The organism is Alistipes sp. An54 (genome assembly GCF_002159375.1).
In the GTDB taxonomy this organism is placed as follows: domain Bacteria; phylum Bacteroidota; class Bacteroidia; order Bacteroidales; family Rikenellaceae; genus Alistipes; species Alistipes megaguti.
In genome coordinates this window covers 575,172-596,321 of sequence record NZ_NFIA01000001.1, presented here as the reverse complement: position 1 = coordinate 596,321, position 21,150 = coordinate 575,172, and the positions used below count along the sequence as shown (strand labels likewise).

Here is a 21,150-nt window from a genome sequence, read left to right as displayed (position 1 = left end):
AAGGAATACGACCAGAGGGCATCAGGTCGTATTCCTTTTGTGCACAACTATGGATGCTATCTGAACGCTTCCCGGTAATTGGCGGCAAGCATCCGCTCGATGTCCGATTCCTTGTAGAGAATCTTACCGCCCAACTGGTAATAGGCAATTATGCCGTTGTTGCGGTAGTCCTGCAAAGTGCGTCGGCGCACTTTCAGTCGTGCCGACACCTCCCTGTCCGTCAGGAAGCGTTCACCGCCCAAAGTCGGACGGCTGTTTGCCACGAAGTTCTCGATGCCGTCTAGCAGACGGTCAAGCGTGTCGCCGAATTGGGCGACCAGCGCATGGTTCTTGGTAATCATTTCACTCATTGTTACGTTGGATTTAGTGGATATTTCAATTAAGTAGCCAGATTTTTTCTTCTGTTCTCTACGGGTTTTACGATGCGCATTACGTCTTCCGGCTTGTAAAACACCTTGTGGTTTATCTGCGAATAAGCCAACGTGCCGTTGTTACGCAGTGTCTGCAAGGTACGTGGACTGATGTTCAACTGCTGGCAGACTTCTTGGTTGTCCAGCCATCGGTTTAATGACTTGCTGCCCTGCTTGGCAAGGATTTCGTTCACACGGTCTGAGAAACGGCTGAACTTCGCCGCCATTTCCTCAAACGCCTCTTTCTGAAAAATCAATACTTCCATTGTCGATACTGTTTTTAATCGGTTTTGGACGCAAAGTAAATGGACATTGTGCATCAGACAATGGGGTGGCACTATGGTGGCAGCTTGTGGCAGGGAGTGGCGTTATTAACAGACGATTGAACTTGCAGATTTAACTGCCAGTAGATAAAAACGCAGCCAATCATTAAACTCACCTGTCTCATTGACATGTTGTATTCCCATATAATATCCAAGAACCCTTTTTTTCAGAATATTAGAGAATTGCAGAATCGGATATTTGAGAACGCCCCGCTCCAACAGGTATAACGTGTTAAGCAACCGTCCAATCCTGCCATTCCCATCGATAAAAGGATGTATCATTTCAAACTGATAATGTATCAACGCAGCCCGGACAAACACATTCTCAGATTCCTCGTAATTGATATAACGTTCAAGGTCGGAAAAGGCTTCTGTCATATCATCATACACGGGCGGAATAAACATCGCGTCTTTCAGTCTGCTTCCTTTTCTGCCTATCCAGACAAGAGATGTGCGAAACTCTCCCGGATATTTCTTTGCATATCTTTCGTTTCTGCACATCAGGTAATGGGCGTTTTTCAGCAAACGGGTACTCAACGGCAATTCATCCATCGCATCAATGGCATAGGATGTGGCTTTAAGCAGATTGTCCGTATCTTCTTCCAACGCATTGTCCGCATCCGGCATAAAGCTGAAAGACAAAGCCTCTTCGCCCAATGCCAGTTGGCAGGAATTTTCCGCTTCCTGCCGCATGAATTGCAGAACTTGTTCTTCGGAAAGTCGTGAGGCATCGGCATTGAATTGCTGCATCGCACTCTCCGTTTCCATTATCAACTTATCCAATTCCTCCGTGTGGATAACCTGTATTTCCGAAAGGGGTGTCGGCACAAACGACTTGAAAGCAGCTTCTCCCGACAGGTGTTTACGATATGTTGTCATCTGTCCTCTGTTTTTCTTTTAATTTCCGGAGTGTATCGGCAATATCCCCTGCCAACCCGATAGACTTGCCGGCTATTTCATCGGGAATATACAATTCCTGCGCGAGGTTCAGCGTGATGTATGTGGCTTGCGGCTCACGTGCCACCAGTTGCATCAGCGGAAGCTTTATCAGGCGGTTGCGGCTGCCTATGCCCAGTTCGAAGATAACAAGCCGCTTGCCGTGATAACGGTGGAGGAAAGCATTGGCTTCTTGACTTTTGTCTTGCATCGGGCGGTTATGCAGCAAGTCCTCGAAAGTGCCTTCCACCTCGAACATCTTGTCGGGCGCAAAGCCGGACAGTTCCAGATGCGTGTCGGCATTGGAGGTGAGAATGAAGTAATCCTTATCGCCTACAATGGCAAGCAGGTCTTTCATCACCTGCGAGGGACGGTAGTCTTTTATCCAATGCTGCACCAGGCGGTTCAGGAACTCTTGACGCTCTTCCCTGCCCGGATAGTGATAAAAGCATCCTTCGATGACGCTGCGTATGCCATATTTCTGCTGGAAGTCTCCGAACTGGCGGCGGAACATCTCGTTATTGGCGAAAATATGATAGCCCTCGGCAATGGACAATCCGTTGCTTGCACCGATAAGTAGGGCATCGGCTTGCCGGATGGCTTGGGCGGCTTGTTCTATCTTATTCATCTTGTAGAATTTTATAAAATCGGTTTCCAATAAATGTAAGTCATATAGTCTTTTTCCTCCGTCGAATAATGTCGGTCACGGTATGCTGTCGCCAATGTGAACCCATGGGTTGGGTAATAGTCATGGTCGCAGGAGGTATCCGTCCAAAGGAACATTTTCCGAAACCTGTGTTTGCGGAACTCTTCCGTGATGGCATTCAGCAACTTCCTGCCGCATCCTTTTCTTGTACTGACAAACAGAGACAGTTTCACGTCTTCGTCCGACATCCAGGCAAGCGTGTTCCGGTCGGCTTCGTCCATGTATTCACAAAGCGTTTCCAACAGGTTCTTTTCGATAGGCGACAGGTTTTCACTTTGTTTCTTCACCCAATCGGACAAATCTACAATTTTCCCTTTCCGCGTACCGAATATCAGCCCTTTCACTCCTTCTTCATCAGATATTTTAAACGACAAATCGGCATCGGTGAAATTATGCCGGACGATGCACTCCGCTATACACTGAAGATAATCTTCCGAAAAACCGTCATAAAACGTATGCCACGCTTGTTTCGCCAAAGGCTTGACGGCATTCATATCCTCTTCTTGGAATCTTTCTATTTTCATCATACTTGTATTTCTCTATTTCCTTATTAATATACTCTTGACGGGTTAAACGCTTCTTTGGGATTGAATCCTTTCATTCCGGCCGTGGACTCGCCGAGCAGTTGTTTCAGCGTGATGGCGATGTCGTCGCTGATGGCAAGGCTCTTCTTTGCAATCTCTTGCGGGATGATGGCGTGCTGCGGATTGACGGTGGCGTAGAAGGCGTTCGGGAACTGGTAGGTCATGTTCATGAACGGCTCCTTGATGAACATCGGGGTCATCATCCCTACGCCGAGTTCGAGGAACAGCACCTTGCGGCGGGCGTTGGCACGCAGGAAATCAAGATACCGCTTCATCTCGCGCTGGTAATATTCGCCTTCAAGGAAAGTGTAGCCACGCACCCACGGAGCCAATTCCTTGCCGCAATGCGGGCAGCGGGGTATCAACTCGTCGGGCAGGGCGTCGCCCACAATCTTATCGCTTAACTCGAATACCTTTTCCTTGTTATAATAAATCTCGTCGTGGCACGGACGGCTGCATTGCCAGTAACGGTTGTCTCCTTGTATCCGGGTAATCCTTTCGTCCGGGAACGTTCGGAAAAACTGTGCATCCTGATTGGTCGTGGCAATATAATAATTCTTCCCTTGGAGAAGTCTTGCCAGGTCCGTGTACGTTTCGCCGGTGTAGCACTCATAGACATAACGGGTGGCGCGCAACATGGCAGCCCAAAGCTCTCCGCGGCTGAGACGGCGGTCATAAAACAAGTCGAAATAATTATGGATGTCATATTTCTTTGCCAGACCTCCCGCCAACTTCCTGTAAACCTCGTCATCCTGATAGTAAAACACGAAGCCCGAAGCGGCAGACATTCCCGATGCTCCGCCCACCACAATGGCATCCGCCTCGTCAATTTTCTTTCTTAATAAATCTATTTTCTCTTTTGCAACCATACGGATATTGTTTTGGTGATTCCGGTTGCAAAGGTAGGGGGAATGGGCGGAACGTGAGCTACCAAACTTTTGCCGTAAACTACCATTTTGATAAGCATATTTCAACAATAATCCGTCCGGAGGGCATCTGGGCAAAGGTCGGACTTGAGGTAGCCTCACCCCGGACTTGAAGCCACCTCAACCCGGACATGAGGCCCCCTCACATCCGGGACGAGATAGAGCGACGAAAATGATAATCGGGACGGATTTCATTTGTCCGAACCTCCGACAGTGCGAATCCTGCCGGATAAGTGCTGTCGGAGGCCTTTTTAATGCCAATCGGCGCGGATAAGGGCTATCCGAGCCTCGGACGGGGCAAATCCTGACGGATTGGTATCATCGGAGGCTTCAGATATGCTTGCCCAAGACGGGAAGCAGGCAAACTTTATCAAAATGGTATTTATTCGTTGCTTTTTGGTAGAGCAAGGCTCATCCAATTTGCCGAACTTTGGCCCGTAATATTCATCATAAACGAAAATAGAATATGAAACAAATCATTGTCACTATCTTGTTCGTTTGCGTTTGTCTTGGCACATCTGCACAAGAGGCACGCATCCAATTAGTAAGAAACGCCACGCTACTTATCGACTATGCCGGGCTGCACATATTGCTCGACCCGATGTTCTCTCCAGTGGGCGCATTTGGCAGCATTACAGGCAAAGGCGTATCGCCTTCGGTGGAGATGCCTATGCCCGCCGAGGAGATTGTAAAGGGTGTGGATTTCATCCTTGTTACCCATGCGCACATTGACCATTTTGACGATGCCGCCGTAGCCGTACTCGATAAATCATTGAAACTTTTCGGGCAACCAGCCGACAAGCAATTCTTTCTCAACAAGAAATTTTGGGAAGCGGAAGCCATTGCCGATAGCGTTATATATAAAGGAATAACCATTGTCCGCACCGATGCCCAGCATGGGACAGGCAGGATGCTGAAAGCGATGGGCGACGCTTCGGGCTTCGTCTTGAAAGCTGAAGGTATGCCCGTGGTTTACATCATCGGCGACGGCGTATGGACGCAGGGCATTTATGAAAACATCCAAAGATACCGCCCCGACTATATCGTGGTCAATTCCGGCGGAGCCGTCATGCCCGGTAGATTCGATGCCACGCCCATCATTATGGACGAGCGGCAGACGATGGCTTTGGTGCAGGAGAGCGGCAACGCCAAGATAATCGCCGTACACATGGATGCCGTGGACCATTGCCGCACGACAAGGGAAGTGCTGTCAAAAGAGGCAAAGCGGTGCAATGTGCCTGCCGGGAAACTGATTATCCCGGAGGACGGAGAAACGGTACGATTGAGCAATTAGTTGCCTTGCTCCAGTTCCGATAGGAACCCGCTGATAGTCTGCCCCGTCATCTGCTTGAAGAAACGCATCAGGTGGTTGGGTTCGGAGAAATGCAGCCGGAAGGCAATCTCCTTGACCGACAGACCGGAAAACAGCAGGTCGTTCTTCACCTCTTGCAGCAGACGTTGCTTCAGCAGATGCACGGCGGACACGCCAAACTCGCGTACCACCGCCTTGTTGAGCGACACACGGCTGATGCCCATCATTGTGGCATAATCGGCTACACGGTTTGTGGTGCGGATATTCTTTTCCAGCAGTTGCTTGTATTGATACGCATAATTATTCAAGGGCAACGCGAAAGGCAGGTTGAACAGCCGGGCGTAATGGCGGTTGAGCAACAGCAGGAACTGGTATAGGTAGGCGACAATCATGTGGTAGCTGTCGGCGACGGGAGCGTGCAGCTCCTCCTTCATCTTGCGGAGCAGGCCGAGCAAAGGCGCGGCATCCTTTTCGTCCATGCTGAAATACGGAGGGTAATCATGCTGGTAACAATAAAGGAGGCGGTACATGAAATACTTGTCGGAAAGGAAATTGTTCACAAACTCTTCCTGGAAGACGAGGAACGTGTAGTCGAGCTTGTCCAAGTCCACATGCCACTCCTGAAGCTGGAAAGGCGAAATGATGAGCACCGTGCCGGGATGCAGTTCTATCCTCTCGCCGGCAAGAAACAGATACCCTTCCGCCTGACGGAAGAAATAGAATTCGAAGAAGTCGGTCTTGTAGCGTTTGTCCGTATCGAACCAGCCGCGCTTTTTCGTACTCTCCGCCGTGTTCAGCAGGAAGTCCACGCCGCACGAGCTTTTGGAGTATTTCAACAAAGAAATATGCTCTGTGGTTTTGTCGGGGAATATGCCGTAAGTCTCTTTATGATTCATAAGCATGATGTTTTGGGAAACAAAGGTAGCTTTCTTCTTGCAGATAAAAGACAATAAAGGCAGAAAAAAGACTTTGGAGCAGTGTCTTTGCTACTCAGTTGCGAATGGGCATGAATGATAGATGAATGTAAAATTACCAATTAACGAAATGATAAAAGCATTATTTTTCGACATAGACGGAACTTTGGTCAGCTTCAAGACGCATCAGGTTCCGCAATCGGCGATTGAAGCCATTACGAGAGCTAAGGAAAAAGGTATCAAGATTTATATATCAACGGGGCGACCCTTCCCGTTGATAAACAACATCGACGGAATCAAGCATCTGGTGGACGGCTACATCACCGCCAACGGAGCTTATTGCTTCATTGGGGACGAAATTATTTCTTGCTCGCCCATACCCGAAGAAGATGTCCGTACCGTCATCCGGCTGGCGGACGAAAAGGATTTCGCCTGTATGGTAGTCGGCGAAAAAGACCTTGCCATGTACCGCAACAACGCGTGTGCCGACCGCATTTTCCGGCAGATGCTGAATGTTCGCCATTTGCAGACGGACGTCCCGATAGAGCCTGTCCTCCGGCAGCGTATCCTACAACTCACTCCGGTGATTCCGGAAGATGAAGAAGAACGGTTGATGCCGCTGTTGCAGGGCTGCGAGTCCAGCCGTTGGTATCCCGACTTTGCCGACATCACGGCAAAGAATGTAAACAAGGGAAATGGGCTTCTGGCTATCGCAGCGCATCAAGGCATCAAGGCGGAAGAAACAATGGCACTTGGCGATGGAGGCAATGATATGTCAATTATCAAGCAGGCAGGCATTGGAGTGGCGATGGGAAATGCGAATGAAGCACTGAAAGCCGTTGCGGATTATGTGACGGAGCCGGTGGATGAGGACGGGGTTTACCATGCGTTGAAGCGTTGGGTATTCAAATCTGAAATGTAGAAGTATAAAAATAGAACAAATATTTTTATTCAAGAAATTATGCATGGAATATAGGCAAGGATTACGGGCGAGAATAATATTCGGACATGCCATCATGCTTATTATCGGAATAAGCATGACTATCATATTAATATATGAACGAGAACGTATAAGGGAGATAGAAGCCGAGTCCGCCGAGATACGACAAGTGCGCCGCGACATCAACACCGCCCACCGCCACATCACCCGGCTTGCCACCCTCGGCGAGAGCGTCATCGGATGGGAAGGGGCAGACAGCACCCGTTACCGCATCCTCCGCCTATGCATCGACAGCCTGCTGCAAGCCTTGAAGCCCCATTGCCGAGACTATGTTCGCCCGGCACAGATAGACACCCTGCGCACCCTCTTGGCGGAAAAGGAAGCCCACCTGCTGCACATCATGGAGGTCTTCATCCGTCAGGACGCGGCGGACAGCCTCTTGGTAAACCATCTACCCGAAGTGGCGAAACGTGCCACCCGTGTGCGTACCGTCAGGCAAAAGAAAAACGGACTGGCAGGAATATTCGGCGGCAAGAAAACCGTGCAGGTGCTTCCCTCCGCTAAAGAACTGCACCAGTTCAGCGACAGCCTGATAGCCCTGCAACAACGACAGGCGGCGGAAATGGATGCCTACGCCGACAGCCTGAGCAACCGCAACCGGGCATTGAACCGGGAACTAAACCGCCTCGTCAGCGACCTTGACACGCAGGCACAGACCGCCTTTACCGAACGTGAACAAAAGATAGCCGAAGCGCAGGCATTGTCCGTGCGGCTGTTCACCGCCACCATATCTGCCGCCATTGTCCTGCTGTTCCTTTCTTACCTCGCCATCCACCGGGAAATGAAGCGCAATGACAACGAAAAGAAGCGGCGCGAGAAACTCATCGGCGAATTGCAGGAGAGCAACGATGCGAATGAAAAGTTAATCAAGCTGCGACGCAACCTCATCCAAAACGTCACCCACGAACTACGTACACCACTGACAGCCATTAGCGGCAACGCCGAACTTCTATTGAATGATACAGAAACAGACAGTCGCATACGCCATGCACAGACCGTCCATGATGCCGCCGGGCGCATGGCTGGAATGATAAACAACCTGCTGGTGTATTTCCGATTGGACAGCGGCAAGGAAACGCCGAGTGTCAAGCCGTTCAAGCTATGCTCCATCGCCGAGACCTTGGCAACGGAATTTGCGCCTTTGGCGAAAGGCAAACAACTCACATTCACGGTGGAGAACCAAGCGGACGAGATAGTGAGCGGCGACAAGAACCACATCCTTAGCATTGGCAGCAACCTGCTATCCAACGCAATCAAATTCACATCAAGTGGCACAATCATATTAAACACCGATTATAAAAACGATGTCTTTACATTAGTAGTGGAAGACACAGGAACGGGCATGACCGAAGGACAACAGGCACGGATATTCACCCCGTTTGAGCGGCTGGGCAACGCCGTGACGGAGGACGGCTTCGGGCTGGGGCTCGCCATCGTATCCGATACGGTGAAACTGCTGAAAGGAAGCATTATGGTGGAAAGCGAGCCGGATAAGGGAAGCCGCTTCACCGTAAGCCTGCCGTTGCCCAAGGCGGAAGAAACAGAGATAGTCGAAAAGAAACAAGAAAGCCATATATCGCTTTCCGGCTACAACATATTGGCAATAGACAATGACTTGGTGCTGCTTAATATGTTACGCGATATGTACAGGCAGCATGGCGTGGAGTGCGACACCTGCCTGACAGTAGATGAACTTACAGACCTGATGCGCACGAAGGACTACGACCTGCTGATAACCGACCTGAAAATGCCGGAGGTGAACGGCTACGAGGTACTGGAGCTATTGCGCACATCGGAAATAGGAAACTCGCAGACTATCCCCGTTGTTGCAGCCACCGCCGCAGGCTATGTGGAGGGAGAAGAACTGAAAAGGAAAGGCTTTGCCGCAGTGCTGTACAAGCCCTATTCCATAGACGAACTGCTTGCCGTCACGGAAAGTTGCATCAAGCGGGACAAGACAAGCCGTATAGACCTCTCGCCCCTGCTCGCTTTCGGCGACAAACGGCGCACGTTGGAAAAGCTGGCGACCACTACACAAGCCGACATGAACGAAGTATGCAAGGCGGCGGAAGCAAAGGACATGGAGGCGTTGGACGGCTGGGTGCATCACCTGAGAAGCTCGTGGATGCTGATAAAGGCGGAACAGCCGTTGGTGACTTTATATGATGCTATCCACAAGAAGAACATATCGGATGGAGAGTTAAGTGCAGCCGTTGGCGCTGTATTGGCACAAGGCAAACTGATAGTTGATTTGGCAAGGATGGAGGCGGAACGATGGGCAGAGTAATCGTAGTGGAGGACAACATCATCTATTCCGACTTTGTGTGCCGCCTGCTTGAAAGCAAGGGATACCCAAGCGTCAGTACTTCCACTTGCAACGGCGCACGGAAGCTGTTTTCCAAGATGCAGGAGGACGACATCGTGCTTGCCGACTTGCGCCTGCCCGATGGTGACGGCATCGCCCTGCTGGAAGAGCTGCGGAAACAGGGCAGGAACAATCCCTACATCGTCATGACCGACTATGACGAAGTTCCCACCGCCGTCCGGTCGATGAAGTCGGGCGCGGAGGACTATATCCCGAAGAAACTGATTGAGGACAACCTTTTCCCGCTCCTGAAAACCTTGCAGAAAAGGATGGAGCGGCACGATACGCCCATACATGAACGGCAGAGCGCGGCTTTCCGGGAGATAGACCGCAAGATAAGGCTGGTCGCCCCAACCAACATGAGCGTCCTGATATTGGGTGAAAGCGGCACTGGCAAGGAACATATCGCCGAGAAGATACACGCAAGGAGCAAACGGGCAAGCAAGCCTTTTGTGGCAGTGGACTGCGGGCTGCTCTCGAAAGAGCTTGCCGCGTCCGCCCTGTTTGGACACGAGAAAGGGGCGTTCACCGGAGCCGAAAGCAAGAAGCAAGGCTTTTGGGAGGAAGCTGCCGGAGGCACATTGTTCCTTGACGAGATAGGCAATCTGCCACCAGAAGTGCAGCAGATGCTGCTCCGTGCATTGGAGGCCAAACGGTACAGACCCACGGGAGGCAGCAAGGATAAGCGGGCAGATGTTCGCATCATCGCCGCCACCAACGAGGACTTGCAGGCAGCCATTGCCGAAAAGCGTTTCCGGGTGGACTTGTACCAACGGTTGAAAGAATACACCATACAGATACCGCCGTTGCGTGAGTGCCGCGAGGACATCATGCCATTGGCGGATTTCTTCTTGAAACTTGCCAACGAAGAATTTGAAAAGCAGGTGAAAGGCTTTGACACGGAGGCAAGGAAACGGCTGCTCGCTTTCGCATGGGGCGGCAACGTGAGGCAACTGAAACGGGTCGTGCGCATGGCGGTGCTGCATACTGAAGGCGATACGGTCACGGCGGACACTTTGGAGCTTGATGAAACGCCACTGGCGGCTGACGCTTCACTTGCGCTAAACGACATGGAAAAGAAACAAATCATCCATGCGCTGGAACAGGCAAGGGGCAACCGCAAGTTGGCGGCAGCATTGCTCGGCATAGGGCGTACCACACTGTACAACAAGATAAGACTGTACGGCATAAAATACAAGGAATAGCCCAAGAACACCGCAAGGTGGGAACAGGTTGCCCGACTTCGGAGAGGCAACCCGGCGGCAAGGCTTTCGGAGTAACCCGAAAGGTTTCGAGTAACTCGAAACATACCTTGCTGCTGCCACTTTTCGGCAGTAACCGAAAAGCCTTCGGGTAACTCGAAGGACACCTTGCTGATTTCTCATGAAATCAATAATCCGTCAGCAAACGGATTAGAATTTGTGCTGTTATTCCGGCCTTCAAAGCATCGTTTCCCGATGCCCAAACTACCCAAAAGAAGAACGGGAATAAGGTCAGTGTACAAGTCTGAATCTTATTTGAGAACGCAGGGAATGAAAGCCGGATTTTCACTTTCCCGAAATGCAGAACATAGCGTCAATCCGATGCCAATATGTGCCAATTACAGTCAAAATCTGCCTTAGACCAATAGAGAAATGCCATTTTAGTCAAATGTATCTTCGATTGTTTGCAAATGCATCAAACCAATGGTCTGCAAAGACGATGATGGACAGAAGCGAACATTCAGAAAATTTATTCTATATTGGTTTGCAACAACATAGTTCCAATGATGCGCTGGTTTACTGTTTTGCTGTCGTACTGGTTTACAACAGCAAAACTTCAAATAAAAGTATCAGCAATGGAGTGCGGATTTAGAGGAATAGAGTTTGGCTGATGCAAATCGGTGACACCATGTATTCTCCTATCAATGTAGTAATGAAGTAACAAAGAATGGCACAATAAACAAAAGCGGGCATACACATGCTGACCAGCAAGCCTGCCTGCCGTCCATCCTGCCATCCGGCTTGCGTGCCAACGGACCCGCCTGTCGGCACACAGGCAGACAAGCAAACCTGCCAACAGGCCGCTCCGCGAACAGATAGGCTTAAATATAATGTGGAACTGTATGGGATTAAAGGGGTAGTGCTTTTTGGGGGCATCGCAAGATAAGCAACAAATGTACAATAATGGAAAGATGTTCGATTTTCTCTATTTTTCAGAGGAATAGTTTTGGCAATAAGTGCGGAAAATGTTACTTTTGCAAATGAGAAAAGCGTTCTTTTGATTAGTGCAGAACATTGCAGAATATAGAAGCCCGCTGGTTTCCATATCGTTACCTGTCAAGCTGACAATCTTTGTAAGTTTCTCGTTTTCAACGAGTAAGAAGAAATGATATGTCTTCCGCAATGAAATGTTATCTCCTTGTCTATCCCGGCCCTCAATACCCACCGCTTTATGGCTTCGTTGGTGCAGGATGGGGAATATATGTCCCCGAATACGTTTTCATTAGGCTTGCCCCGTTCTCCCATGAGTTCCGCAGCCTGCGGCGTGAGGTCAAGGTATTCAAGCCCTTTTGTCTTTTTCTGCTTGAAGATGATCCGGGTAAATTCTCCCTGTTCGTGGACTTCTCCCCATGTCAGCTTCAGGATGTCGCTCCGGCGCAGTCCCGTCAGGCACGAGAACAGGAACGCCTTTTTGATGTTGGGGTATTCGCATTCGGTCTGCGCCAGCTTCTTCAACTCGTCAATGGTAAGGTACATTCTCGTTCCCTCCTCCGCCTTGAAGCCCTCGATGCCACGTATGGGATTGTGCGCGATGATGCGGTCGTCAAAAGCCTGATTGAGACACGCACGCAGCTTGTTGAAGTAACTGAGCTTGGAGTTCCTTGCCAGCGGTTTGTCCTTTGTCCGTTCCCGTTTGTCATTCTCCCATGCGTTCGCCTTGTTGTCGAGATAGTCCCTGAAGCCCTGCACCCATTCGGGGGTAATCTTCGCAAAGGTTATCTTGTGGTTTTTCTCGTACTTCTCCAAATGCTTCAGGCAGGAGTACCAGTTTCCCCAATTACTCTTGCTTTCAGCACCCAGACGTTTCTCGCACATCGCCTTGTAGTAATCGAAAAACAGGGTGTCCTCCTTGTATGCGGATTTGAAGCCGTATTCGTCATTCTGTATCTCGACCGTGCGCTTTGCCCGGATGGCTTCCGCAAGCTGCATGGTCTGTCGGTTCTGCTCCTTGTCGGCACGTGTATGTTCCGGCACAAGGTAGAGTTTCAGGTACTCGTATTTTCGTCCCTCTTTCGTGAACACGTCAAGGTACAGGCTGGTGTTTCCGGACGGCATGAGCCGCTTCCGCAGGTTTACCCGTTCTTTCTTCTTTCTATCCATATTCTTGTTGCTTTTTGGTGCTTATTGGTGCTCTTGTTATCCGAGCAACGATTTAGCACCAAAGTTACGGCATATTGCCGACATAGCCATAGCAAATAAGGAGAAAATTTGAGATTTTTATAAAATGCTGTACTTCAATCGGTTTTTGCTGTTATCATTACCTGTTTTTGCTGCCTGTTTGCTATCTGAAAAGACCTGATTTTTATGCCTTACTTTCCGATGCAGAACTTTGAGAAGATATTTGCCAGAACTTCGTCCGGGGCGATCGCACCGCGTCCCGTGATCTCGCCCAGGTGGCGGATCACCGGCCGGATCTCCTCGCTCAGCAGGTCGGCCGGAAGCCCTTCATCCAGCCCCCGCAGCGCCCGGCCCAACGACTCCCGGGCCGCCGTCAGCGCCTCGTAGTGGCGGCTGTTCGAGACAACCGGATCCCCATGGTACAACCCTTCGGTATCCACCGCCTCGCGCAATGCTTCGCACAACGCTTCGATCCCTTCGCCCCGTTTGGCCGAGATGCCGAGCGCCCCCTCCGGCAGCCGGAATCCTGCGGGTGCCGCATCCAGCTTGTTATAGACCGTCAGCACCCGCTGATCGGGTCGGATTTCGATCTTGGGGTCGGCTTCGTCCGAATCTTCCGCCGCCTGTGCGTCGATCAACCGGACGATGATCTGCGCCCGGCGGATGGATGCCTTCGTGCGTTCGATGCCCATCTGCTCCAGCCGGTCACCCGTCGTGCGGATTCCTGCCGTGTCCAAAAAACGGAACAGCACCCCGCCGATGTTGGCCCGCTCCTCGATGACGTCGCGTGTCGTGCCGGCAATCTCCGAGACCATGGCCCGCTCCTCGTTCAGTAGCCGGTTCAACAGCGTCGACTTTCCGACGTTCGGCGCCCCGACGATCGCCACGGCAACCCCCTCCTTGATGGCGTTGCCCAGCGCAAAGGAGCTCCGCAGGCGGTCGATCTCCCGCCCGATCCGCTCCATCGTTTCGCGCAGCGCCCGCCGGTCGGCAAACTCCACATCCTCCTCCGAGAAGTCCAGTTCGAGCTCCAGCAGCGAGGTGAGGTGCAGCAGCTGGTCGCGCAGCCCCTCCAGCTCTTCTGAGTAGCCGCCGCGCATCTGATTCGTGGCCAGGGCGTGGGCCGCGCGCGTCGACGAGGCGATCAGGTCGGCTACGGCCTCGGCCTGCGAAAGGTCGAGTTTCCCGGCCAGATAGGCCCGGATCGTATACTCGCCCGGCTGGGCCATGCGGCCCCCGGCGGCAATCAGCAGACGGAGAATTTCGGAGACAATATAGGAGGAACCGTGGCACGAGATCTCGACCGAATCCTCGCCCGTATAGGAGTGCGGCGCCCGGAAGACCGTGGCCAGCACGTCGTCCACCACCCGTTCATCGTCCACGATGCGGCCGTAGTGGACCGTATTGGCGGCCGCCTTGGCCAGCGGCCGGCTCCCCCGGAAGATGCGGTCGCAGACCGCCAGCGCCTCATCGCCGCTTACACGGACGACGGCAATGGCGCCCCCCTGCGCCGTGGCCGGGGCTACGATAGTATCATGATCCGTGCCCATTATCTACCCTCGATGCGCAGACGTTGGCCGATGCGGAGCTTGTGGGCGCTCTTGAGCTTGTTCCAGCGCATGAGCTGGGCCGTCGTCACCCGGTAGCGCCGGGCGATGGCTCCCAGCGTGTCACCCTTCTTGACCACGTAGATCGTCGTGCGCTGCTCGAGTTTTTTCTTGTCGATGTTTGCCGGGTTGATGTACTCCTTCAGGTACATCGAATCCTTGGCCATGATCTCCGGTTCGTGGGCGATGTATTGTGCCACGCAGCGTTGCGGCAGGACCAGTGTATAGGTCTTGGTCGTGGCCGGAATGATGTCCAGTTTGTACTGCGGATTGAGCTGTCGCAGGGTCTCCAGCGGGAGGTCGATCGTCGACGAGATCTGGTTCAGGTGCATCAGCCGATTGATGTGTAGCGTGTCGACCGACAGCGGAATCGGTGCTTCGGTCGGCTCGATGTGGTGGAGCCGGTGGTAGGCATAGGCGTAGGTGGCGCCGATGAAGGCCGGGACGTAGCCGCGGGTTTCACGCGGCAGGTAGTTGTAGATCTCCCAGAAGGTCTTGCCGCCCGAACGGGCCATGGCCTTGTTGACGTTGCCCGGGCCGCAGTTGTAGGCCGCAATGGCCAGCGTCCAGTCGTTGTAGATGGCGTAGAGATCCTTCAGATAGCGGCAGGCGGCCTCCGTGGAGCGGAGCGGATCGCGGCGTTCGTCGACCAGCGAGTTGATCTCCAGCCCGTAGCTCTTGCCCGTGGTGGGCATGAACTGCCACAGACCGACGGCTCCCACCGGCGAGACGGCCGTCGGCGAGAGGGCCGATTCGATGATCGGCAGCGCCCGCAGTTCGACCGGAAGCCCTTCGCGGAGCAATTCGCTTTCGATGATCGGGAAGTAGTATTGCGACATGCCGAGGATGCGGCTGATCGTTCCCGAACGGGGGTCGACATAGCGGTTGATGTAGCCCCGGACGATCGAATTGAAGGGCAGCTGGATCGGTGACGCCAGATTGCGCAGCCGCTGCGTATAGATCGAATCGGGGGTCTGATCGACCACGGCGGTCGAATCCTCGAGGATGTAGTGTTTGAAGAATTCGCTGTAGGCATCCTGTCGCTGGCGTTCGCGCCACTCGGCCAGCAGCGAGTCGGCCTGTTCGGCCGTCAGTCCCAGCGTGATGTCGTTCACCGGCGGTTCGACGGGTTCGGGCCCGGCCTCCTCCACCGGTTCGGGGCAGACCGTACGCAGCGAATCGGGCGTGAGGGTCTGCGTCTGTTCGGTTTGGGATTTCTTCTTTTTCTTGTTCTTGGCCCAGGGCCAGCGGTCGAGCGCCGACGCCGGAGCGGCTACAGCCAGCAGCAGGGTGAATATCAGGAGTTTTTTCATCGTCTAAAAGTTGAGGCTCAGGTTGAACCCGAAGACCGGGCGGTTGCCCCGCAGCGTCGGTACGTAGGTGTAGTCGACCAGCGGCTCGAGATTCATCGACAGGTCGTCCGAAATATCGTAGTCCTTCAGATGGGCGTCGACGTGGGCGTCGATGATCTGCAGCACGTAGAGCGCACCCGAGAGGATGATACACAGGTCGCGGTTGCGGCGGTAGTTGTCCCTCAGGTTCTTGATGAAGTCGGCCGAATAGCGGCCCCGGAATTCGTCGGTCGGGCCGTTCGGATAGTTTTCGGGGTGTTGCTCGTAGTCGGCCAGCAGGGTGTAGGCCTTCTTGAAGCGCTGGAAGCCGCGGTTGTTCCAGTCGATGCAGTAGATCATCGAGGCGAAGCCGCCCACCACGAAGGGAACCTTCCAGTAGCTGCGGTTGTAGATCTGTCCGGCACCGGGGAAGATGCAGGCCAGCGTGGTGGCCTTCTTGACGGACGAGACGTCGTTGGTCGAGTAGCTCACGGCCGCATCGCCGATGAAGTAGATGTACGAGGCGATGGTGATGCCCAGATAGAGCTGTCGGCGTGTATTGCTGCGGATCATCTTCTCCTGCAGGGCGTCGAGTTCGGGCGTGCGCGTGAGGCTGACGTCCGTGTAGGAGTTGTACTGGCGGCGCAGGGGCTTGTAGGTCTTGTTTTCGTGGATGTAGAGGCCGAGGCCCGTGCCGACCAGTCCGTAGAGGATCGGCAGTTTCCAGTACTGCTTGTTGTAGACCTGTCCGTATCCGGGCAGGACGGTGGAGATCCAGCACACCTTCGAGAGCGACATCGAGTCGCTCATGAACCACCCCTTCTTGTAGACCTTGCGTTTGGTGGTGGTGTCGATGCCGTGCAGGGCTGCGTCGTAGCGGGCCAGGGCCACGGAGTCGAGTTCGTGCAGGTTGTCCGTGCGCACGGCGGTGACGGCCATCGAGTCGAGCAGGTAGTCGGCCTGCAGGGCGGAGTCGATCTTTAGGGCGAGTTCCGCGAAACGGATCGAATCGCGCCGGGCACGCAGGGAATCCGGTTTCTGGAACATGCCGCCGCGCACGATGCTGCGGGCACTGCGCGGGAGTTGGGCCCGGGCGGCGTGCATTCCCGACGCGGCCGCCACGACGAGCAACAGGAGAAACCGGATCTTCGCCATGGTTTCAGCAGGGATTTAGGCGTGTTTCGTAAAGCGTTCGATGAATCGTTCGATGTCGCGGTCGTCGTTGAAGCCGATGACGATCTTGCCGCCGCCGTTCTTCGACCGTTTGATCGAGATATCCTCCGAGAAGTAGTTCTCGAGCTGTTCGACCAGCCGCGAGTAACTTTCGGGATACTCCTCCTCCTCGGCACCGGGGGCCGGTTTGGCCTGCGCTTCGGCCAGCATGCGGACGAGCTCCTCGACCTGGCGCACCGAGAGCCCCTTCTTGATGCAGCGCTTCAACACGCGCAGCTGCTGCTCCTCGGGGGCGCCGGCGATGGCCTTGGCGTGGCCCATCGAGATGAGTCCCTCCTTCAGGGCGAGCTGCACCTCGTCGGGGAGTTTGAGCAGGCGCAGGTAGTTCGACACCGACGAACGCTTCTTGCCCACCTTCTCCGAGAGGGCGTCCTGCGTCAGGTGGCACTCGTCGATCAGACGCTGCATGCCCAGTGCGATTTCGATGGCGTTGAGGTCCTGGCGCTGGATGTTCTCGACCAGCGCCATGGCGTGGAGGTTCTCGTCGTCGACCTCGCGGATGTAGGCCGGCAGGGTCTTCAGATCGGCACGCTGGGCGGCCCGCCAGCGGCGTTCACCGCTGATGAGGATGTATTTTCCGTCGGCGGTCTTCTTGACCGTCACGGGTTGGATAACCCCCAGCTGGCGGATCGAGTCGGCCAGTTCGTCGAGCGCCTCCTCGTCGAACTGCTTGCGCGGCTGGGTGGGGTTGGGGATGATGTCGGCGATCTCGATCTCGGTCATCTGGCTCATGGGTTTGAGCTTCACGTCGACGGGCTCGCTGCCGAAAATCGCGTCGAGCCCCCGGCCTAATCCCTTCTGTGATTTCATAGTCTTCTCCTTTTATATCATTGGTACGGAGCGGGCGGATGGTCGGGCGGTTGCCGTTGGCAGATCCCTTCCCCGACCTCTCGTTTTTTTTTCCCCCCCCCTCTACTTCCGGTCAGTTGCGTTTTTTGCGGTTGCGCTTCAGGAATTCGCGGGCCAGGTTCAGGTAGTTCTCCGAACCGACGGCGCCGGCATCGTAAAGCATGACGGGCTTTCCGTGTGAGGGTGCTTCACCCAAACGGATATTGCGCTGAATTATTGTGTCGTAGGCCAGATCGCCGAAGTGTTCGCGGACCTCGGTGACCACCTGGTTGTTGAGTCGGTTGCGCATGTACATCGTCAGCAGGAAGCCTTCGATTTCGAGTGCGGGGTTGAAGGTCGATTTGATCTTGCGGATCGTATTGAGCAGTTTGGAGAGGCCTTCGAGGGCAAGGTATTCGCACTGGACGGGGATCAGCACCGAGTCGGCGGCCGTAAGGATGTTGACCGTGGTGTATCCCAGCGAGGGGGAGCAGTCGATGAAGATGTAGTCGAAGCGGTCGCGCACGGCGTTGACGATGCGTTTCATGACGAAGTGGGCGTTCTCCATCTTGGGCAGTTCGGTGTCGGCGGCCACCAGGTCGATCGACGAGGGGAGGAGCCAGAGGTTTTTGACGTCTTCGCTGTGGAGGATCACCTCTTCGGGCTGTTTCTCGCCGGTGAGACATTCGTAGATGCCCTCGAGATTGATGTCGAAGCCCAGCCCCGAGGTGGCGTTGGCCTGCGGATCGGCGTCCAGCAGCAGCACTTTCTTACCCAGCAGGGCCAGTGAAGCCGCCAGATTGATGGCCGTGGTGGTCTTTCCCACGCCGCCTTTCTGGTTGGCTAAAGCGATTACCTTTCCCATTTTCAGATTCGGTTTATAAGCAGGCAAATTTACGCAAATAATATGGCTCGTGCAAATCCGGAGCCGAGCTTTTCGTAAAATGGCCCCTGGGGACGGGTGTGGCGCCGTACGGCCGTGCGGAGGCGAAGAATTTCGGGATGAGGGGGATGCATCCGCGAATTTTTCGTATCTTTGGAGGCTGTTGTACCGGCGTGGCCGGCACGATATGTGGGGCGCAGCGGACGGCGGGACTCCGACCGTTGCGGAGCGCCCGCAATGGATCAGATGGAAAACGTCATGCAGGAGATGAACGAACACAAGCAACAGGGGGAGTCCCGGACGGAGACTCCCGGAAGAGCGGCCGGCCCGGGTGTCGGAGCGGCCGAAACTGGGGGCGCGGCCAATACTGGGAAGGCGGCCGAAACTGCGGGGGCGGCTGAGACGGCGGGTGCCGCCGGAGCGCCGGAGCGCGAGAGCACCGGAGCGGCCGAAGCCGCCGGGCGTGCTGGAGCTGCCGGTGTCTCGGATGCGGGCCGGGCCTCCGAGGCCGCCGGTGCGTCGCAGGCGGGGAGCTGCAATGCGTCGCAGGCCGGAGCACCGAAACCGGGCGGGAGCCGTTTCCCGACCTTCGGCGATCTGCTGGCCATGCTGGGAATCGCCTTCGTGGCCCAGATCCTGGTCGGGGTTCTGGGGCGGTTCGTCCTGGTGGCGATGGGTTACGGCGGCGATGCCTCGACCCTGACGCAGGATGTCGTCGGCAAGATCATGGCCGTACTTTATTTCGTCTCGATGTGTGTGACGCTGGGCGGCGTACTCTATTATCGGCACGTGCGCGGGGGACGCGGACGCTGGGCCCGCTTCTCGATCCGCGGACTCAACCCGACCCTGCTGCTGTGGGCCTTCGTGCTGATCTTTGCCGTCGGTGTCGTCCTTGAGCCGTTGCTGCGCCTGCTGCCCGAGGTCTCGCTCGAGGTCGGACGCGGCCTGTGGACCATGGTCTCGCTGATCGTGCTGGCCCCCGTTTTCGAGGAGCTGCTCTGCCGCGGCGTGGTGCTGGGCAGTCTGCGCGAACGCTACGGCGTGACGGTGGCCTGGCTCGTTTCGTCGCTCTTCTTCGGGGTGCTGCACCTGCAGCCCGTCCAGGTGGTCAGCGCCACGGTCGTCGGACTGGTGCTCGGCTACGTCTGTCTGGCCACCGATTCGCTCTGGCCCTCGATGCTCCTCCATGCGCTGAACAATGCCGCGGCCTATCTGCTCATGATCCTCTTCGTGACCCCCGGCGAGAACACCTCCACGCTGCTGATCGATCTGGTGCAGAACCACACCCTCTATGGGGTGATCTACGGGGCGGCGGTGATCCTTTCGGCCCTCTCGGGCTGGATGATGGTCCGCACGCTGCGGCGGATGAAGGAGGCGGAGAAAAATCCCGCCGAGGCGTAATATTCCGCCCGCAAAGTGCGTTACTTACGAGTAAAAAACCTATCTTTGCCCTTTGGAAAATGAATTGGCGTGCGAAAATAACGGTCGCGGCCGGTGTGTTGCTCCTGGCGGGTTGCCGGGAGCTGCCGCGCTATTTTGCCAGCGACACGACCATTGCCCGGGCCGGAGGCAAGGAGTTGCGCATGCTTGATGTCCGCTCGGTGGTCCCCAAGGGTTTGTCGGGCGACGACAGCGCCGCCTTCATGAAGCTCTACGTCGACCGCTGGATCGTCAAACAGCTCAAGCTCAAGGAGGCCGAGACGCTCTTCTCCTCGTCGGCGGGTGATATCGACAAGATGGTCGAGGAGTACCGGCAGGCGCTGCTGATCAAGCAGCTGGACCAGCACTACGTCGACCGTTCGATCGACACGCTCTTCACCGAAGAGGAGATCGCGGCCTACTACAACGCCCACAAGGGCGATTTCAAACTCGACCGGACGATCGTCAAGGGGCGTATCGTGCAGTTTGCGGCCGGCTACCGCCAGGCTGCCAAGCTCAAGATGCTGATGGCCTCGAAGAACAGGGTCCAGCAGCAGGATTTCAGCGACATCTGCGAGAAGAACAACTTTACGGTCAGCGATTTCCGCCAGCAGTGGATCGACTTTCCGGAGTTCCTGAGCTACCTGCCGACGCTGCGCTCGCAGAACTACGATTCGGTGCTCGCCTCGACGGCCGTGCAGGAGATGCGCGACAGCCACAGCCGCTACTATTTCCAGATCGACGCCGTGATGCGGGTCGGCGAGCCCATTCCGCTCGAACGCCTGCGGAGCAACATCCGCCGCATCCTCTTCAACCAGCGCAAGGGGGAGATCATCCGTCAGCACGAGGAGGAGCTGCTCCGGCGGGCCGAGGAGGAGGGTAAGGTGAAGATCTTCGGCGGCAAGCGGAATCCGTCCGAGGTGCTCACCGACGAGACGCCCGACGGCGGGACCGATAACGAAAACGAAGCTAAACGATAACAAGAAACCAGGA

19 protein-coding genes are annotated in these 21,150 nt (G+C 54.8%); 6 read left to right on the top strand and 13 right to left on the bottom strand.

Annotated elements, in window-relative coordinates; genetic code table 11:
- Nucleotides 1-56: 56 nt before the first annotated feature.
- The 6 genes from B5G09_RS02255 to B5G09_RS02230 all read right to left on the bottom strand — a co-directional run bounded on the left by B5G09_RS02255 (nucleotide 57) and on the right by B5G09_RS02230 (nucleotide 3,828).
- On the bottom strand, nucleotides 57-350 hold the full coding sequence (locus B5G09_RS02255) for a helix-turn-helix domain-containing protein (RefSeq protein ID WP_087403840.1): 294 nt from the start codon (nucleotides 348-350) through the stop codon (nucleotides 57-59).
- Between the two features lie 29 nt (nucleotides 351-379).
- The gene (locus tag B5G09_RS02250; protein ID WP_087403839.1) at nucleotides 380-676 is read right to left on the bottom strand and encodes a helix-turn-helix domain-containing protein; all 297 of its coding nucleotides are present in this window, start codon (nucleotides 674-676) and stop codon (nucleotides 380-382) included.
- A 105-nt stretch (nucleotides 677-781) separates the two neighbouring features.
- Entirely contained in the window at nucleotides 782-1,612 is an 831-nt protein-coding gene (locus B5G09_RS02245; protein WP_087403838.1) for a Fic family protein, read from the bottom strand.
- A complete protein-coding gene (locus B5G09_RS02240) occupies nucleotides 1,596-2,297 on the bottom strand; it encodes a hypothetical protein (protein WP_087403837.1) in 702 nt (233 codons plus the stop codon). Before B5G09_RS02240 ends, B5G09_RS02245 begins: the two co-directional genes overlap by 17 nt.
- Nucleotides 2,298-2,308: 11 nt before the next feature.
- A complete protein-coding gene (locus tag B5G09_RS02235) occupies nucleotides 2,309-2,899 on the bottom strand; it encodes a hypothetical protein (RefSeq protein ID WP_087403883.1) in 591 nt (196 codons plus the stop codon).
- A gap of 26 nt (nucleotides 2,900-2,925) precedes the next feature.
- A complete protein-coding gene (locus B5G09_RS02230; protein WP_087403836.1) occupies nucleotides 2,926-3,828 on the bottom strand; it encodes an NAD-dependent protein deacetylase in 903 nt (300 codons plus the stop codon).
- 523 nt (nucleotides 3,829-4,351) lie between these two features.
- On the opposite strand from B5G09_RS02230, the gene B5G09_RS02225 reads away from it, so the two are divergent.
- Nucleotides 4,352-5,179, top strand: a complete 828-nt coding sequence (locus tag B5G09_RS02225; protein ID WP_087403835.1) for an MBL fold metallo-hydrolase — start codon at nucleotides 4,352-4,354, stop codon at nucleotides 5,177-5,179.
- Here the strand turns inward: B5G09_RS02225 and B5G09_RS02220 are convergent.
- Complete coding sequence (locus B5G09_RS02220) at nucleotides 5,176-6,093, bottom strand: AraC family transcriptional regulator (RefSeq protein ID WP_087403834.1); 918 nt, start codon at nucleotides 6,091-6,093, stop codon at nucleotides 5,176-5,178. The genes B5G09_RS02225 and B5G09_RS02220 overlap by 4 nt on opposite strands.
- Before the next feature lie 148 nt (nucleotides 6,094-6,241).
- Between B5G09_RS02220 and B5G09_RS02215 the strand changes: the two genes are divergently transcribed.
- From B5G09_RS02215 to B5G09_RS02205, 3 genes are all read left to right on the top strand, one after another.
- Nucleotides 6,242-7,033, top strand: a complete 792-nt coding sequence (locus tag B5G09_RS02215) for a Cof-type HAD-IIB family hydrolase (protein WP_087403833.1) — start codon at nucleotides 6,242-6,244, stop codon at nucleotides 7,031-7,033.
- A 115-nt stretch (nucleotides 7,034-7,148) separates the two neighbouring features.
- Complete coding sequence (locus B5G09_RS02210) at nucleotides 7,149-9,398, top strand: hybrid sensor histidine kinase/response regulator (protein ID WP_241147532.1); 2,250 nt, start codon at nucleotides 7,149-7,151, stop codon at nucleotides 9,396-9,398.
- Complete coding sequence (locus B5G09_RS02205) at nucleotides 9,386-10,681, top strand: sigma-54 dependent transcriptional regulator (protein WP_087403831.1); 1,296 nt, start codon at nucleotides 9,386-9,388, stop codon at nucleotides 10,679-10,681. The genes B5G09_RS02210 and B5G09_RS02205 overlap by 13 nt, the downstream gene beginning before the upstream one ends.
- Before the next feature lie 1,113 nt (nucleotides 10,682-11,794).
- Here the strand turns inward: B5G09_RS02205 and B5G09_RS02200 are convergent.
- The 6 genes from B5G09_RS02200 to B5G09_RS02175 form a co-directional block, all read right to left on the bottom strand.
- Nucleotides 11,795-12,838, bottom strand: coding sequence for a site-specific integrase (locus B5G09_RS02200; RefSeq protein ID WP_087403830.1), 1,044 nt, complete (start codon nucleotides 12,836-12,838; stop codon nucleotides 11,795-11,797).
- A 209-nt stretch (nucleotides 12,839-13,047) separates the two neighbouring features.
- Nucleotides 13,048-14,406: a tRNA uridine-5-carboxymethylaminomethyl(34) synthesis GTPase MnmE gene (mnmE, locus tag B5G09_RS02195; RefSeq protein WP_087403829.1), complete on the bottom strand. Its 1,359-nt coding sequence runs from the start codon at nucleotides 14,404-14,406 to the stop codon at nucleotides 13,048-13,050.
- A complete protein-coding gene (locus B5G09_RS02190; protein ID WP_087403828.1) occupies nucleotides 14,406-15,776 on the bottom strand; it encodes a lytic transglycosylase domain-containing protein in 1,371 nt (456 codons plus the stop codon). Before B5G09_RS02190 ends, mnmE begins: the two co-directional genes overlap by 1 nt.
- A 3-nt stretch (nucleotides 15,777-15,779) precedes the next feature.
- The gene (locus tag B5G09_RS02185) at nucleotides 15,780-16,949 is read right to left on the bottom strand and encodes a DUF5683 domain-containing protein (protein WP_087403827.1); all 1,170 of its coding nucleotides are present in this window, start codon (nucleotides 16,947-16,949) and stop codon (nucleotides 15,780-15,782) included.
- Between the two features lie 15 nt (nucleotides 16,950-16,964).
- Entirely contained in the window at nucleotides 16,965-17,837 is an 873-nt protein-coding gene (locus B5G09_RS02180) for a ParB/RepB/Spo0J family partition protein (RefSeq protein ID WP_087309339.1), read from the bottom strand.
- Nucleotides 17,838-17,949: 112 nt separating this feature from the next.
- Nucleotides 17,950-18,720, bottom strand: a complete 771-nt coding sequence (locus B5G09_RS02175) for an AAA family ATPase (RefSeq protein ID WP_087309340.1) — start codon at nucleotides 18,718-18,720, stop codon at nucleotides 17,950-17,952.
- 264 nt (nucleotides 18,721-18,984) lie between these two features.
- Between B5G09_RS02175 and B5G09_RS02170 the strand changes: the two genes are divergently transcribed.
- Both B5G09_RS02170 and B5G09_RS02165 read left to right on the top strand, forming a co-directional pair.
- Entirely contained in the window at nucleotides 18,985-20,139 is a 1,155-nt protein-coding gene (locus tag B5G09_RS02170) for a type II CAAX endopeptidase family protein (RefSeq protein WP_241147531.1), read from the top strand.
- A gap of 59 nt (nucleotides 20,140-20,198) precedes the next feature.
- A complete protein-coding gene (locus B5G09_RS02165) occupies nucleotides 20,199-21,137 on the top strand; it encodes a hypothetical protein (RefSeq protein ID WP_239403183.1) in 939 nt (312 codons plus the stop codon).
- Nucleotides 21,138-21,150 lie beyond the last annotated feature (13 nt).